Below are 15,285 nucleotides of genomic sequence, written 5' to 3'. Positions count from 1 at the left end.
GAGACATTTTGTGAGCGAACTCATTCGCGTACCTGACATCGGCAGCGGTGAAGGTGAAGTAATTGAACTGTTTGTGAAGGTCGGCGACCGTATCGAAGCCGACCAGAGCATCCTGACCCTGGAATCGGACAAGGCCAGCATGGAAGTGCCGGCCCCGAAAGCCGGCGTCATCAAGAGCCTGAAAGTGAAGCTGGGCGACCGTCTGAAAGAAGGCGACGAACTGCTTGAGCTGGAAGTCGAGGGCGCCGCTGAAGCGGCCCCTGCTCCTGCCGCTGCGCCGGCCGCAAAAGCGGAGGCCAAACCGGCTGCCGCGCCTGCTGCCACTGCACCAGCCGCTGCCCCTGCTGCCGCTTCGGTTCAGCAAGTGCACGTGCCGGACATCGGTTCGTCGGGCAAGGCGCAGATCATCGAGATCCAGGTCAAGGTCGGCGACACCGTCGAAGCTGATCAATCTTTGATCACTCTGGAATCCGACAAGGCGAGCATGGAAATCCCGTCGCCTGCCGCTGGCGTGGTTAAAGCCATCAGCGTCAAGCTCAACGACGAAGTCGGCACTGGCGACCTGATTCTGGATCTGGAAGTGGCGGGTGCTGCGGCCCCTGCGGCTGCCGCTCCGGCCCAGGCTGCTGCACCGGCCGCTGCCGCTGCGCCTGCTCCGGCAGCCGCGCCAGCAGCACCGGTGGCTGACAGCGTTCAGGACATCCACGTTCCGGACATCGGCTCGGCTGGCAAAGCCAAGATCATCGAAGTGTTGGTCAAGGCTGGCGACAGCGTTGAAGCCGACCAGTCGCTGATCACCCTGGAATCCGACAAAGCGAGCATGGAAATCCCATCGCCTGCCGCTGGCGTGGTGGAAAGCGTTTCCATCAAGCTGGATGACGAAGTCGGTACTGGCGACCTGATTCTGAAGCTGAAAGTCAAAGGCGCGGCGCCTGCTGCTGCCCCGGCTCCAGCTGCCGCCGCTGCTGCTCCGAGCGCTCCGGCACCTGCCGCTCCGGCTGCTGCACCTGCTGCTGCCGCTCCAGCCGCCGCACCGGCCAAGCCGGGCGCGAAAGTTCACGCCGGCCCAGCGGTGCGTCAACTGGCCCGTGAGTTCGGCGTTGAGCTGAACGCTGTCGGCGCCAGCGGCCCGCACGGTCGTATCTTGAAAGAAGACGTGCAGGTTTACGTCAAAGCGATGATGCAGAAGGCCAAGGAAGCACCGGCCGCTGCAGCGGGCGCAACCGGTGGCGCGGGCATCCCGCCGATTCCGGTCGTCGACTTCAGCCGTTTCGGCGAAATCGAAGAAGTGCCGATGACTCGCCTGATGCAGATCGGCGCGTCGAGCCTGCACCGCAGTTGGCTGAACATCCCGCACGTGACTCAGTTCGATTCGGCTGATATCACCGAGCTGGAAGCCTTCCGCGTTGCACAGAAAGCCGTTGCAGAGAAGGCTGGCGTCAAGCTGACCATCCTGCCGCTGCTGCTCAAGTCGTGCGCGCACATGCTCAAGGAGCTGCCGGACTTCAACAGTTCGCTGGCGCCAAGCGGCAAAGCGATCATCCGCAAGAAATACGTGAACATCGGCTTCGCCGTCGACACCCCGGATGGCCTGCTGGTACCGGTGATCAAGAACGTCGACCAGAAGAGTCTGCTGCAACTGGCAGCCGAAGCCGCTGCGCTGGCCGCCAAAGCCCGCGACAAGAAGCTCACCGCTGACGACATGCAGGGCGCCTGCTTCACCATTTCCAGCCTCGGCCACATTGGCGGCACCGGCTTCACGCCGATCGTCAACGCGCCGGAAGTGGCGATCCTCGGTGTTTCCAAGGCAACCATCCAGCCAGTCTGGGACGGCAAAGCCTTCCAGCCGAAACTGATGCTGCCGCTGTCGCTGTCCTACGATCACCGTGTGATCAACGGCGCCGCTGCCGCACGCTTCACCCAGCGTCTGGGCAGCCTGCTGGCGGACATCCGCACGATCCTGCTGTAACTCGATCGGCCCTCCGGCAACGGAGGGCCGATTGCTGCACCCTTTCGAGCGCCACACGCTCGTACCTCAACCCCGTCAGTTTGGCGGGGCTTTTTTTTTGCCTGAAGAAACACCTCCCTCGTCTTTTTCCCACACGTCGCGCTGACATCGGCCACAACTCCGGTCGACTTGGCACCGATCTTTTTTATTCGATACGCAACTAACCTAGGCGCAACCAATTCAACTAAGAAAACTTAGTGAAACCCTGTTAATTCAAGTTAATTCGAATGGAATCGACATGTTAAAACCAACTATCGGCCCAATTACCGGCCACGTTACAACTGATCATGCGCGCATCTTCATGCGTGGCAATCGTCAGAACAACTCGCCGGTATTTGCCGGGATTCGTTATCGCGCTTCCAGCACACAACATTGGTCCAAAGGTAACTTTGCGCAACTGAGTGAATTACGCGACATGTCACATGTGTTCGCCCTCAACAACTTGAGTGCCGACACCGAATATGAATATCAGACCGGCTGGTTCAGCCCGATGAATCCGGTACATACGCCAGACAGCGTTGCCGAGTTGCCGTTGCAATGGCCACGGGAAATCTATCGCCTGCGCACCCGCTCCAGCAAAGCCCTGCACCCCAGAGCCTACATCGTCGGCTCCTGCCGCTACTTGCGCATGACCGCAGGCATCGCCTCCCTGCCGCAACTGGGTGACCGGATCTTTGCATCCATCAATCAGCTCATCGAGGGCATACAACCCCCGATCAGCGCGGTATTGATGACCGGCGATCAAATTTATGTGGACGACTTGAACCTGGTCGCACCGGATCGCGAATACAAAGACATTCTCAACAAGTACCGCGCCGCGTTTTCCCAACCCAACATTCAACGGTTGATGTCTGGCACGTCGACTTACATGATTCTCGATGATCACGAAATCGAAGATAACTGGCCTGCCAATGCCAGCAAGTCCGACGGCGACTTGTACCGTAACGCAATGGCTGCCTATGAGTTGTATCAGGCCAGTCATAGCCCGGTACATCCGCTGACAAGTAACGGTGAAATAGATCACTCGACACTTGAGCATTACTGGTATCAATTCAGCGACGGCGATATCGAATGGTTTGTCACCGATAGTCGCACCCGCCGCAACTTGTCAGCCGATGACCGACGCATCCTCGACGAGGCACAGGAACAGGCCCTGCTCAAATGGCTGAGCCACAGCACAGCGCGGGTCAAGTTCGTGGTCACCAGCGTGATGTTCTATCCCGATCGCAAACGCCACGGCGATGACGCCTGGAAAGCCTTTCCCGAACAACGTCTGCGCCTGCTGGAAACCATCCGCACCCGGCGAATCAAGAATGTCGTGTTCATTTCCGGGGACGTGCATGGCTCGCTGACGGCTCGTTTGACACACAGCGAAGACCCGGACTTCGAAATCCACACGGTGGTGTCCTCGCCGCTGTGCAACAGCAAACTGCTGCCATATGCCAAAGCGTCCACGTTCATCCTGGATCAGCCGCTGGTGCGCACGGCGGCGGGCGATTATCGGCATGAACTGACCAGCACGGTGGTGAGTGAAGACAATTTCGCCCACTTGGTGGTCGAGGCTGATCAGCTTGTGGTCAATTACCATGATCGGGATGGAAAACGGCTGCAGTCGATCGCCATAAAGCTGCGCTAAGCCTTAAAGATCGCAGCCTTCGACAGCGCCTACAGAGGGCGCATTCCCCTGTAGACACTGCCCAAGGCTGCGATCTTTTACTCTTTTCAACGACGTGCTGGAGAAATGCCCGACGCAGCCGACATATTCTTATAGCACTTGGCCTTCATGTCTCTTGTCAGTCAGTGCCGCAATGATGCAACCTTGCCGCAGGCAACAGTAAAGAGGGCGAGAGCCCGGCGCGTTCAGCATATTTCCAAGCGAGTTCCCTTCATGAAGAGCCAACCCGATGCCGCCAGCCGTATGGCGGCCGAGGTAGTGACGCAGTTGCCTGTGCCCTCGCGGCTCGGCATGCTGCGTTTCGAGCGCTTGAATGAAGCCAGTTGGGCGATGCTGTTTCTCGATCCCAACTGTGAACGCCAGTTCGGTCAGCCGGCCGTTGAGCTTTGCGCCCTGGTCGGTTCACCCTACGCCAGCCTGATGGAACCCGAAGCGCGCTATCAACTGCACGACGCGATCCAGCAGCAACTGCGCGACAGCCCGCATTATCTGGTGCGCTATACCCTGCACACCGCCGCAGGCAAGCTGAACATCCTCGAATTGGGCGAAGCGTATAAACAGCACAATCGTCATCTGCTGCGCGGCTATCTATTGGCGGTCGATGATGTGTTCGACGAAGTGCCGCAGGTGCCCTGCGTCGACCTCGAAACCCAGAATTCACGCCTGCAAATCGCCCTTGAACTCAATCAACGCGCGCAGCAGGAACAACTGCAGCACCTGGAACGCGTGCGCGCCCAGCAGGACCTGATTCTGCTGCTCGCGCGCCAGCGCTACAGCACGCACAACTCGTTGCAGGAAGCCGCCGAGCTGATCACCCGCTGCGCCTGCGATATCTATGAAATCGACTGCGCCAGCTTGTGGAACCTCGAAGGCCAGCATCTGGTGCCGATCTCCGCGTACCACCGCGCGACCCAGGAATACATCCTTCCGGACGTGATCGACATCAGTAGCTTCCCGGATTACATGGACGCCCTGCACGGCAGTCGCGCCATCGATGCGCACAACGCGATGCGCGACCCGCGTACCCGGGAGATGGCCGAAGCCCTGCGCCCGCGCGACGTCAACGCCATGCTCGACGCCAGTATTCGCGTCGACGGGCAAGTGGTCGGCGTGCTGTGCCTGGAACAGACCGGCGTCACCCGCGCCTGGCAGTCCGATGAAATCGCCTTTGCCGGCGAGCTGGCTGACCAGTTCGCGCAAGTCATCAACAACCACAACCGCCGCACTGCCACCAGCGCCCTGCACCTGTTCCAGCGTGCAGTCGAGCAAAGCGCCAACGCGTTTTTGCTGGTCAATTGCGACGGCGTGGTCGAGTACGTCAACCCGAGCTTCACCGCGATCACCCAATACACCACCGAAGAAGTCCACGGCCAGCGTCTGTCCGAGCTGCCGGCGCTGGAAAACCTCAGTGAACTGTTGTTCGACGCGCCCTCGGCGCTGGCCAAGAGCAACAGTTGGCAGGGCGAATTCAAAAGCCGCCGCAAGAACCTCGAACCGTACTGGGGTCAGCTGTCGATCTCCAAAGTCTACGGTGACAACCGTGAGCTGACGCATTACATCGGCATCTACGAAGACATCACCCAGACCAAACTGGCGCAGCAGCGCATCGAACGACTGGCCTACACCGACAACCTGACCAACCTCGGCAACCGGCCGGCGTTTATCCGCAATCTGGACGAACGCTTCGCCCGCGATAGCGATACGCCGATCAGCCTGTTGCTGGTCGACATCGACAATTTCAAGCGGATCAACGACAGCCTCGGTCACCAGACCGGCGACAAGCTGCTGATCAGTCTGGCCCGGCGTCTGCGCAACAGCCTGAGCCCAAGTGGCAGCCTCGCGCGGTTCGCCAGTAACGAGTTTGCCGTGCTGCTCGACGACACCGACCTGGCGACCGGTCAGCAGATCGCCAACCAATTGCTGGCGACCCTCGACAAGCCGATGTTCGTCGACAACCAGTTGATCAGCGTCACCGGTTCGGTCGGCCTGGCCTGCGCGCCGCTACACGGTCGCGATCCGCAAACGCTGATGCGTAACGCCGGCCTGGCGCTGCACAAAGCCAAGGCCAACGGTAAACATCAGGTGCAAGTCTTCACCGAAGCACTGAACGCCGAGGCCAGCTACAAACTGTTCGTCGAAAACAACCTGCGCCGAGCCCTGACCCAGAACGAGCTGGACGTGTTCTACCAGCCCAAGCTGTGCCTGCGCAGCGGGCGTCTGCTGGGCATGGAAGCGCTGCTGCGCTGGAACCACCCGGAACGCGGCATGATTCGCCCGGACCAGTTCATCAGCGTCGCCGAAGAAACTGGCCTGATCATTCCGATCGGCAAGTGGATCGCCCGTCAGGCCTGCCGCATGAGCAAGGCGTTGACTGCCGCCGGCATGGGCAATCTGCAAGTGGCGATCAACCTGTCGCCGAAACAGTTCTCCGACCCGGATCTGGTCGCCTCGATCGCCAACATCCTCAAGGAAGAAGCGCTGCCGGCCAATCTGCTCGAGCTGGAGCTGACCGAAGGCCTGCTGCTGGAAGCCACCGAAGACACGCACTTGCAACTCGACCAGCTCAAGCGCCTTGGGTTGACGCTAGCCATGGACGACTTCGGCACCGGGTATTCATCGCTGAGTTATTTGAAGAAATTCCCGATCGACATCATCAAGATCGATCGTAGCTTCATCCACGAAATTCCCGACAACCAGGACGACATGGAAATCACCTCGGCGGTGATCGCCATGGCGCACAACCTGAAACTCAAGGTTGTGGCCGAAGGCATCGAGACCGCCGAACAACTGGCGTTCCTACGCCGCCACCGTTGCGATGTCGGACAGGGTTACCTGTTCGACCGGCCGATTCCGGGCGCAGAACTCATCCAAGCGCTGAAACGCTACCCGCGCGGTCCGCTCTGCCTCTGATCACCACAAGCTGTTCCTCTAGAAGACACTCCCCTGTGGGAGCGAGCCTGCTCGCGAAGACGGAGTGTCAGTCAACATCAACATTGCCTGACCCACCGCTTTCGCGAGCAAGTCGAATCGTCGCACCGTCGCCCCCACATTTGGAGAGTGCGAAGTCGGGCATCATTCGGCACACTGGCGGTCTGACTTTTCACATCCAACCTGACTGAGAGGAACGATCATGGTTCTGCGCTCGGAAATTCTGGTGAACAAGAACGTGCTCCCGACTAAAGAACAAGCTCTGCCCGGCCGCGAAACCGCGATGACCCTGCCTGAAAAGCACTTCGTGTTTGAAGAAACCCCGCTGCTTGGCCCGTTTTTCCAGGACGTCGACTTTGCGATCTTCGGTCTGGGCTGCTTCTGGGGCGCCGAGCGCCGCTTCTGGCAGCGTGAAGGCGTGGTCAGCACGGTCGTCGGTTATGCCGGCGGTTTCACGCCGAATCCGACCTACGAAGAAGTCTGCTCGGGCCTGACCGGCCACGCTGAAGTGGTGCTGGTGGTGTATGACAAGGCCAAGGTCAGCTACGAAGAGCTGCTGGCGATGTTCTGGGAACTGCACAACCCGACGCAGGGCATGCGCCAAGGCAATGACATCGGCACGCAGTACCGCTCGGTGATCTACGCGACCTCGCCTGAGCATCTGGACGCGGCGCTGAAAAGCAAAGCGGTGTATCAGGCGGAACTGTCGAAGGCGGGTCTGGGCGAAATCAGCACCGAGATCGAACAGGCGCCGACCGTGTACTTCGCCGAGGCGTATCACCAGCAGTATCTGGCGAAGAATCCTGAGGGTTATTGCGGGATCGGCGGCACCGGCGTGTGCATGCCACCGAGCTTGGCGGGTAACTGACCCCACCGACTGATCGTTCCCACGCTCTGCGTGGGAATGCCTCAATGGACGCTCTGCGTCCGCTGTTGGGACGCGGAGCGTCCCGGGCTGCATTCCCACGCGGAGCGTGGGAACGATCAGTCAGTGATCAGCTCTCGGCAATCAACCAATCCATCTGCCACCCCCCTGAGTCTGCCCCAGCTTCTTCGACAACCACGGCAGCAGCTCACGTAATTCCTCCTCCAGCCCCCACGGCGGATTGGCAATCGCCATGCCCGAACCGTTCAGGCTGTTCGGCGTATCCAGCGGATGCACCAGCAGCTCCACACGCAGCAACTTCGGCGCACCGGTGCCAGCCAGATCCTGATAGAAACGGCGCAACGCACGCTGGTCCTTCACTGGATACCAGATCGCCGCCACGGTTTGGCGCATACGACCAATCGCCTCTTTCAACGACGCCGCGCAACGTTGCATCTCGTCGAGCTGCTCGAACGGCGGATCAATCAACATCACCGCGCGTTTTTCCTGCACCGGCAACATCGCACGAGCGACGTGCCAGCCTTCGCCGAGATGAACCTTGACCCGACGATCGCCGGCCATGTTGTCCTTGAGCAGCACGCCGTCTTCCGGGTGCTTCTCGTTGAGCATCACCCGGTCCTGCGGGCGGGTCAGGCGCCGCGCCAGCTCCGGCGAACCCGGGTAATAGCGCAACTGGCCGTCCGGGTTCATATCATGCAGCACCTTCATGTAGTCGGCGGTCAGCGCCGGCAGATCCGGTTGATCCCATAAGCGCGCGATGCCTTCCAGGTACTCACCGGTACGGTTGGCCTGATCGCCCTGCAAGTCATACAGACCGATGCCGGCGTGCGTGTCGAGATAGGCAAACGGCTGCTCCTTGCGCGACATCAAGGCGATGAGGCGGGTCAAGGTCAGATGTTTGAACACATCGGCGTGATTGCCGGCATGGAAGGCGTGACGATAATTCATGGCTGCTCCTGCGAAGGGCGCAAAGTTTACCTTTTACCGGGCGGCAAGTCAGGGGTTCGCAGCCGAGCGGACAAAAGCCTTTCCCTCACCCTAGCCCTCTCCCCGAGGGAGAGGGGACTGACGGTGGTGATCTTGCGAGTTACACCGACCTGAAAGATCAGCGTGATCTCAGGTTTGTCCAAGCGAAGATCAGTGCAGAAGTCGCAAGTCGGCGTAAACCGCCCAGACAACTCGGTCAGTCCCCCGAAACAACACCTCCATCCAGGCTCGGCCAAGCGAAGTTCATCGCTGAAGTCGCAAGTCGGCGTACATCACCCAGACAACTCGGTCAGTCCCCCGAAAGAACACCACCCTCCAGGCTTGGCCAAGCGAAGTTTACCGCTGAAGTCGCAGGTCGGCGTACATCACCCAGACAACTCGGTCAGTCTCCCGAAGAACACCACCCTCCAGGCTTGACCAAGCGAAGTTCACCGCTGAAGTCGCAGGTCGGCGTACATCACCCAGACAACTCGGTCAGTCCCCAGAAAGAACACCACCCTCCAGGCTTGGCCAAGCGAAGTTCACCGCTGAAGTCGCAGGTCGGCGTACATCACCCAGACAACTCGGTCAGTCCCCAGAAAGAACACCACCCTCCAGGCTTGGCCAAGCGAAGTTCACCGCTGAAGTCGCAGGTCGGCGTACATCACCCAGACAACTCGGTCAGTCCCCAGAAAGAACACCACCCTCCAGGCTTGACCAAGCGAAGTTCACCGCTGAAGTCGCAGGTCGGCGTACATCACCCAGACAACTCGGTCAGTCCCCTCTCCCTCTGGGAGAGGGTTAGGGTGAGGGGCTTTGCTTTTATGGCGTTAAACTGGCTAGCCATGAACGACAGGAAGTCAAAAACTCATGCGATATCTGATCATCTGCTTATTCAGCCTGCTTAGCCCATACCTCGCCCTTGCCGACGAAACTCACATTGAACAGGCACGCGAGACACTAAAGAACTACGGCCTGAGCCACTGCATTCTGAAGCCATTCAACGAACACTCCGCGCTGGAAAAAGACATCGCATTGTCCGCCAATGCCTATTCGTTCATGGGCAAAGGCATGCATTCCATCCTGCAAAATGAAGACACACTGCAGGTGCTGCACGACCCCTATAAAGAAACCCGAAACTACGTATTAACGGCTTACGAAGAGACACCTTCAAACAGCAAATACTCGAATGAAAAAGTAGTGTTCCTTGCGTGCCTGAAGGTCTACAACTCCGAGGCGTTCAGCCGCTTTATCAAATCGCAGGATGCGTACATTCCATCCATCAAAGTCAAAGGATCGCAGCCTTCGGCAGCTCCAACAGAGTGAGCACCAATCTCGTGTAGGAGCTGCCGCAGGCTGCGATCTTTTGACCTTTTTCAGGCGGGCATGCCGCGCAGGCGCCTGCCGATGACATCCAGCACATCACAGCCGTCGCGCAAAGGAATCACGCAGAGCTGGGCGAAGTCGCTGAGGATGACGGAGTCGCATTCGACCGAGCCGCGCATGCACATGTTTTCCAGCACCTGGATCACGGCGCGCAGACGATGGTTGGCGGCGTCCATGAGGATGTCGAGGGGCACGTGGGTGTCGATGAACAGCGTCGGCATGTCGCTGCAATTGCCGGTCAGGGCCATGAAGCGGTTGTCAGGATGGGGGATGATCTTTTCGTAGGGTGGAGCCGTTCGTATTGTCGTCATTTCTATCTTCCATAGAGTGTAAGTGAACTGCCGCATTCCTTCCTACGGGATTGGGTGGCAGCCGTGCACGGGAGTAGGAAACCGACCCATGGAATTCGGCCACGCCGAAGCGTGTCCCGCACACAGCCGCCGCTGACGACATTGCTCACACAAGTTACGTGCCGCAATTCAAACAACAGCGCTGATGCACCATAGGTAGAGGGCTCCTACACCCTGCCACCACTCTCGCAGTGACAACGAAAAGACTATCCCTGCAACCCACCGCCCACCAGTTCATGAAAACCGCCGCAACTCGAAGGAATCGTCTGAGACCTTCGCCCCGAAAACTCACTCCGACTCTGCCAGCAAAAACGCCAGTAACGCCGATTGCGACGAATCTTCCGACATTGAAACCTGAAAAAACCGCCTCACCTTGCAACGCAAAACCGCCTCGGGAAAGGCCTCGAAAAGAACCGGATATTCTTCGCTCAACCACTGCAACGCATTGGCCGTTTGCACGTCATTACCCTGCTGCGCCAGCACTGACTCCGGCACCTGCCACCACGGGAATGCCCTTGCCGAAACCTGCGCCCTGCCACCAATTTCCAGCGCATGTCCATTGATCAAACAACGCCCGATCAGCGGAAACAGCTGCGCCGCATCCACTTCATTGGCCTGCAGAACCGGCAAGAGAAACCGCCCGTCCCAGAAACGAAAAAACACCGTTTTGCCGCCCGGCATCCACACTTGGGTGAGGCTGCGAAAGTGCGCCACCAGCTCTTCAAGACTCGCCGAAGAAACCGCCAACCATCCCCAGTCCCGCGACTCGGTAGTGGCGACCCAATGCAGAAACTCACTGTCAGCAGCGACAATTCCCACGTAAGGCATCACCGCATCCCACTCGGCATAGATCGTCCCGGCCCAGATCGGACTGGCCGCTTCTGACCAAGCCTTGAACGGCTTTGCCTCGCTGGCATTGCTGAACACCGCGAACAATTGCTCGGATGCGCTCAACGGTTCACGCGCCAGCCAATCAACAGGCAAAAGGGAATCAGGCTGCACAGAGACCGTCCTTGCAACGCTCACACTCTTCGCAGAATGGCGCATCACCTTTAAAACTCATGATTTGTGCAGCGGTGAGCATGGCAGCCGGCGCGGCGGCGAGTTTCTCCGGCAATCCCGGTACAACCGGCGCGGCACTCATCGCCGCCATCGGCGCACCGCCCACAACAATCGGCACGCTGCTGAAAATCCCGCCCGGGCCGATGTTGATCCACTGCCCGCCCGCCTGAATCGTCGCACTCGCGCCGCCGTCGATGACCACTTGCTGACCGGCGCTGACGTGGAATTGCCCACTGGCGCTGATCGCCTGATTACTCACGCGAACATGACGGTCGCCGGTCACGCTCAGATGATCGTCCTGCTTCACTTCGGTCTGGCGCTGCCCGTGGGTGATGCGCTGCTCATCAGCCTTCAACTCATGCCGAGCGGTGCCGGTGACGACGATGCTGCGCTGGTTATCGACCTGCACTTGTTGATCGTTCAACACATGCTGCGTCCAGTTACGCTGGGCGCGCAGATAGATTTCCTCAGCGCCTTTCTTATCCTCAATGCGCAGTTCGTTGTAGCCGCCACCGCCGGGGCTGCTCTGACTACGAAAAATGCTACGAGTCTTGTCCGCCGGCAGATCCAGCGGAATCGGCGTCGCGGCGTTGGGCAGGCAGCCCACGACCAAAGGCTTGTCGGCGTCGGCATCGATGAAACCGACCAGCACTTCCATGCCGACTCGCGGAATCAGCACGCTGCCGTAACGGTCGTGCGCCCAGTTAGTAGCAACGCGTAGCCAGCAACTGGAGTGCTCGTTCAATTCGCCGTCGCGATCCCAGGCCAGTTGCACCTTGACCCGGCCGTACTCGTCGCAGTGGATTTCCGTGTCTTTCGGCCCGGTCACGACCGCCGGTTGATAGCCGAGCATGCGTGGTTTTTCCGGCCCCAGCGCCGGGCGGAAGAACACGTCCCACGGTGCGGCGAGAAAGCTATTACGGTAACCCTGAAATCCCTCGCCATCGCTGGTCACCGATTCCTCCAGCACCTGCGGCTGGCGGCCATGATGCTCGATGGCGGTCAGCAGCCACAGGTCATTCCAGTCGTGGCGCGGATGCTCGGTCAGTTGCAGGAAATGTCCGCAAACCAATGCGGATTCGTCGCTGACGCCCTCAGCCTGACGGTAATCGGCGACATGTCGCTCAAGTGCCCGCTGGGCCAGGTGCTTGCCGGTTTCCCGATCATTGAATTGGCCGGGGAAGTGATAGTCCTCCAGCACCGGGCGCTGCTCGCCGTCGACACGGCTTTGCAACTGCAGCCGCGGCTTTTCGAAGTTGTAGTCGCGTCGGGTGACCACGCTGGTACGGGTTTCGACGCGAACGTTAAAGCGCTGAATCGCCCGCGCGCCAGCGGACATGCCACTGCCCGGCAGATAAACCGTCGACTCGCCCAGACGCGGGAACACGGTCTGGTCATCGCCAAAAACCAACAGGTGACCGTGGGGACCGTGCTGAAAATGGTAATGAATGCCGACTTCGGCACACAGGCGCTGGATAAAGGCCAGGTCACTCTCGGCGTACTGCACGCAATACTCACGCACCGGGTAATCGCTGCCGAGGCGAAATTCAAAAGCATCACGCAGGATCGAATGATCCTTGAGCACTCGCGCGACAATTTGCGGCACCGTCAGATGCTGGAAGATCCGCTGATTGATCCGCTGGCCGAGGTAGGTCAGACGCGGGACCAGGCTGATGTGATAACGCGTCAGACGTTTCCCGGAATCGCCCTGCCCGACCTGATAAATCTGACCGTGGACGCCGGAACCGTCCGCATCAAAGCTCAGAAACGCCTGACAGTGCAGCAGGCTTTCGAGGTCCAGGTCCGGCCGTTCACTGACCAGTTCCAGCTCGAAACGAAAGGGTTGGCTGATGGCTTCCTTGCCCGTGAACTCAAGGACCTTGAGGTCATGTTGGGCGCCTTCGAGGGTCAACGTGAAACGCGGTTGATTGGCAGGCGCGAACATCCGATGTCTCTCTGCAGAATGAAGGGCGGGCGATTCTGCATGAGGGGCAAGGGGTGATGAATGGGTGACGGGAAAATCAGATTTGCCCTACTTTCATTGACGAAAAACCCTGCAAAAAGCGGCGCCTTCAACTACAGACAAGTCTCCAAAACCACCGCCGAACCTTGTAGGAGTGAGCCTGCTCGCGATAGCAGTGTGACAGTCAACATTTTCGTTACTGATGAACCGCTATCGCGAGCAGGCTCACTCCTACAGGGGATCGCGGTGAATCAGAGAAATTACAGGCACAAAAAAACGGCCCGCCTCCTATAGGAAACGGGCCGTTTTCCGGTGAGCCTCAGCTCAGAACAATCACTTGTTCAGGTGGAAATCTTTTTCCGCCGCGTCGAAGCGCTGCACCATGCCTCTGGTCGGCTCGCCCATCGTGCTGACGATGTAGATGGCCAGGCTGGCGAAGATGAAGCCCGGGATGATTTCGTACAGACCCAGCAGTTCGAAATGCTTCCAGACCACCACGGTGATCGCGCCGACCAGAATACCGGCCAGTGCGCCGTCGCGAGTCATGCCTTTCCAGATAACCGAAATCAGCACAACCGGACCGAACGCAGCACCGAAACCGGCCCATGCGTAGGACACCAGGCCCAGTACGCGGTTTTCCGGGTTGGCGGCCAGAGCGATCGCGATCAGTGCCACCAACAGCACCATGGCGCGGCCGACCCAGACCAGCTCAACCTGGGAGGCGGATTTGCGCAGGAAGGCTTTGTAGAAATCTTCAGTCAGGGCGCTCGAGCACACCAGTAACTGGCAGCTCAGGGTGCTCATGACGGCAGCCAGAATCGCCGACAGCAGGACACCGGCCACCCACGGATTGAAGAGGATCTTTGCCAGTTCGATGAACACGCGCTCAGGGTTCTCGGTCACGGGGCCGGCCACTTCCGGGTGTGCCGAGAAATACGCGATACCGAAGAAGCCCACCGCCACGGTGCCGCCCAGGCACAGGATCATCCAGGTCATGGAAATGCGACGCGCCTTGGCGATCGATTTCACCGAATCCGCCGCCATGAAACGCGCGAGGATATGCGGTTGGCCGAAGTAGCCCAGACCCCAGCCCATCAGCGAAATGATGCCAATGAAAGTGGTGCCTTTGAGCATGTCGAAGTTGCTTGGATCTTGCGCTTCGATGGCCAGGAACGTGGTGTCGACACCACCGGTGGCCAGCAGCACGATGATTGGCGTAAGGATCAGCGCGAAAATCATCAGAGTGGCTTGTACGGTGTCGGTCCAGCTCACTGCCAGGAAACCGCCGATAAAGGTGTAGGCAATTGTCGCCGCAGCACCGGCCCACAGCGCGGTCTCGTAGGACATGCCGAAGGTGCTTTCGAACAGACGGGCACCGGCCACAATGCCGGAAGCGCAGTAGATGGTGAAGAACACCAGAATCACGATCGCCGAGATGATCCGCAGCAGGCCGCTTTTGTCTTCGAAACGGCTGGCAAAGTAGTCCGGCAGGGTCAGGGCGTCGCCATTGTGCTCGGTCTGCACGCGCAGACGGCCGGCAACGAACAGCCAGTTCAGGTAGGCACCGATGACCAGACCGATGGCGATCCAGCTTTCAGACAGACCCGACATATAGATGGCGCCCGGCAGGCCCATCAACAACCAGCCGCTCATATCGGAAGCACCGGCGGACAGCGCGGTGACGACGCTGCCGAGGCTTCGACCGCCGAGGATATAGTCAGAAAGGTTGTTGGTGGAGCGATAGGCTATCAAGCCGATCAGCACCATTGCTGCGATGTAGATCACGAACGTGATCAGGGTTGGATTGCTTACGCTCATTGAGTTACGCCCTGGCTTTGTTTTTATGTAGCGGCGGTGGTGAACCGCACGCAAACGACGACGTTTGGCAGACGATCCGGGATCCCGCGCATTTAGGACTGATGTTTCCCCAGGAAAGCCATCAGCCGGTACACCGGGTTATTCCCGGTTGCACCTAGGGCGCGAATGCTATGCAACAAATCAAATAAGGTGCAACCAGTTTCGTGAGAATTAGTTGCACCTAGTCGGATTTATCGACAATCA

At 59.2% G+C, this 15,285-nt stretch carries 9 protein-coding genes and 1 pseudogene; 5 read left to right on the top strand and 5 right to left on the bottom strand.

Going from position 1 to position 15,285, the window contains the following annotated elements; all coding sequences use genetic code 11:
• Nucleotides 1-10: 10 nt before the first annotated feature.
• The 4 genes from aceF to msrA all read left to right on the top strand — a co-directional run bounded on the left by aceF (nucleotide 11) and on the right by msrA (nucleotide 7,479).
• Nucleotides 11-1,969 (top strand): dihydrolipoyllysine-residue acetyltransferase, encoded by a 1,959-nt coding sequence (gene aceF / locus AB4O01_RS22725; RefSeq protein ID WP_460089615.1) that lies wholly within the window; start codon nucleotides 11-13, stop codon nucleotides 1,967-1,969.
• Nucleotides 1,970-2,246: 277 nt separating this feature from the next.
• Nucleotides 2,247-3,644, top strand: a complete 1,398-nt coding sequence (locus AB4O01_RS22720) for an alkaline phosphatase D family protein (protein WP_460089613.1) — start codon at nucleotides 2,247-2,249, stop codon at nucleotides 3,642-3,644.
• Between the two features lie 252 nt (nucleotides 3,645-3,896).
• On the top strand, nucleotides 3,897-6,593 hold the full coding sequence (locus tag AB4O01_RS22715) for a putative bifunctional diguanylate cyclase/phosphodiesterase (RefSeq protein ID WP_093430121.1): 2,697 nt from the start codon (nucleotides 3,897-3,899) through the stop codon (nucleotides 6,591-6,593).
• A gap of 220 nt (nucleotides 6,594-6,813) precedes the next feature.
• Nucleotides 6,814-7,479 (top strand): peptide-methionine (S)-S-oxide reductase MsrA, encoded by a 666-nt coding sequence (gene msrA, locus AB4O01_RS22710; RefSeq protein WP_123448336.1) that lies wholly within the window; start codon nucleotides 6,814-6,816, stop codon nucleotides 7,477-7,479.
• 127 nt (nucleotides 7,480-7,606) lie between these two features.
• Here the strand turns inward: msrA and AB4O01_RS22705 are convergent.
• Nucleotides 7,607-8,445 (bottom strand): annotated as a pseudogene (locus AB4O01_RS22705) (23S rRNA (adenine(2030)-N(6))-methyltransferase RlmJ).
• A gap of 888 nt (nucleotides 8,446-9,333) precedes the next feature.
• Between AB4O01_RS22705 and AB4O01_RS22700 the strand changes: the two are divergent.
• Entirely contained in the window at nucleotides 9,334-9,789 is a 456-nt protein-coding gene (locus AB4O01_RS22700) for a hypothetical protein (RefSeq protein WP_460089611.1), read from the top strand.
• Nucleotides 9,790-9,839: 50 nt separating this feature from the next.
• Here AB4O01_RS22700 and AB4O01_RS22695 read toward each other — a convergent pair whose 3' ends face one another.
• The 4 genes from AB4O01_RS22695 to putP form a co-directional block, all read right to left on the bottom strand.
• Nucleotides 9,840-10,160 (bottom strand): hypothetical protein, encoded by a 321-nt coding sequence (locus AB4O01_RS22695; RefSeq protein WP_186621237.1) that lies wholly within the window; start codon nucleotides 10,158-10,160, stop codon nucleotides 9,840-9,842.
• Between the two features lie 327 nt (nucleotides 10,161-10,487).
• Nucleotides 10,488-11,201, bottom strand: coding sequence for a DUF4123 domain-containing protein (locus AB4O01_RS22690; RefSeq protein WP_460089609.1), 714 nt, complete (start codon nucleotides 11,199-11,201; stop codon nucleotides 10,488-10,490).
• Nucleotides 11,191-13,206, bottom strand: coding sequence for a type VI secretion system Vgr family protein (locus AB4O01_RS22685; protein ID WP_460089607.1), 2,016 nt, complete (start codon nucleotides 13,204-13,206; stop codon nucleotides 11,191-11,193). The genes AB4O01_RS22690 and AB4O01_RS22685 overlap by 11 nt, the downstream gene beginning before the upstream one ends.
• Before the next feature lie 351 nt (nucleotides 13,207-13,557).
• A complete protein-coding gene (gene putP, locus AB4O01_RS22680; protein WP_460089605.1) occupies nucleotides 13,558-15,042 on the bottom strand; it encodes a sodium/proline symporter PutP in 1,485 nt (494 codons plus the stop codon).
• Nucleotides 15,043-15,285 lie beyond the last annotated feature (243 nt).

Source organism: Pseudomonas sp. S2_E02, from assembly GCF_054668355.1.
This window is presented reverse-complemented; position numbering and strand designations above follow the sequence as displayed.

What these genes read in the sequence shown, in the direction of transcription:
- AB4O01_RS22720 (WP_460089613.1), top strand. Translation starts at nt 2,247, where the DNA reads ATGTTAAAACCAACTATCGGCCCAATTACCGGCCACGTTACAACTGAT.
- AB4O01_RS22715 (WP_093430121.1), top strand. Translation starts at nt 3,897, where the DNA reads ATGAAGAGCCAACCCGATGCCGCCAGCCGTATGGCGGCCGAGGTAGTG.
- msrA (WP_123448336.1), top strand. Translation starts at nt 6,814, where the DNA reads ATGGTTCTGCGCTCGGAAATTCTGGTGAACAAGAACGTGCTCCCGACT.
- AB4O01_RS22700 (WP_460089611.1), top strand. Translation starts at nt 9,334, where the DNA reads ATGCGATATCTGATCATCTGCTTATTCAGCCTGCTTAGCCCATACCTC.
- AB4O01_RS22695 (WP_186621237.1), bottom strand. Translation starts at nt 10,160, where the DNA reads ATGACGACAATACGAACGGCTCCACCCTACGAAAAGATCATCCCCCAT.
- AB4O01_RS22685 (WP_460089607.1), bottom strand. Translation starts at nt 13,206, where the DNA reads ATGTTCGCGCCTGCCAATCAACCGCGTTTCACGTTGACCCTCGAAGGC.
- putP (WP_460089605.1), bottom strand. Translation starts at nt 15,042, where the DNA reads ATGAGCGTAAGCAATCCAACCCTGATCACGTTCGTGATCTACATCGCA.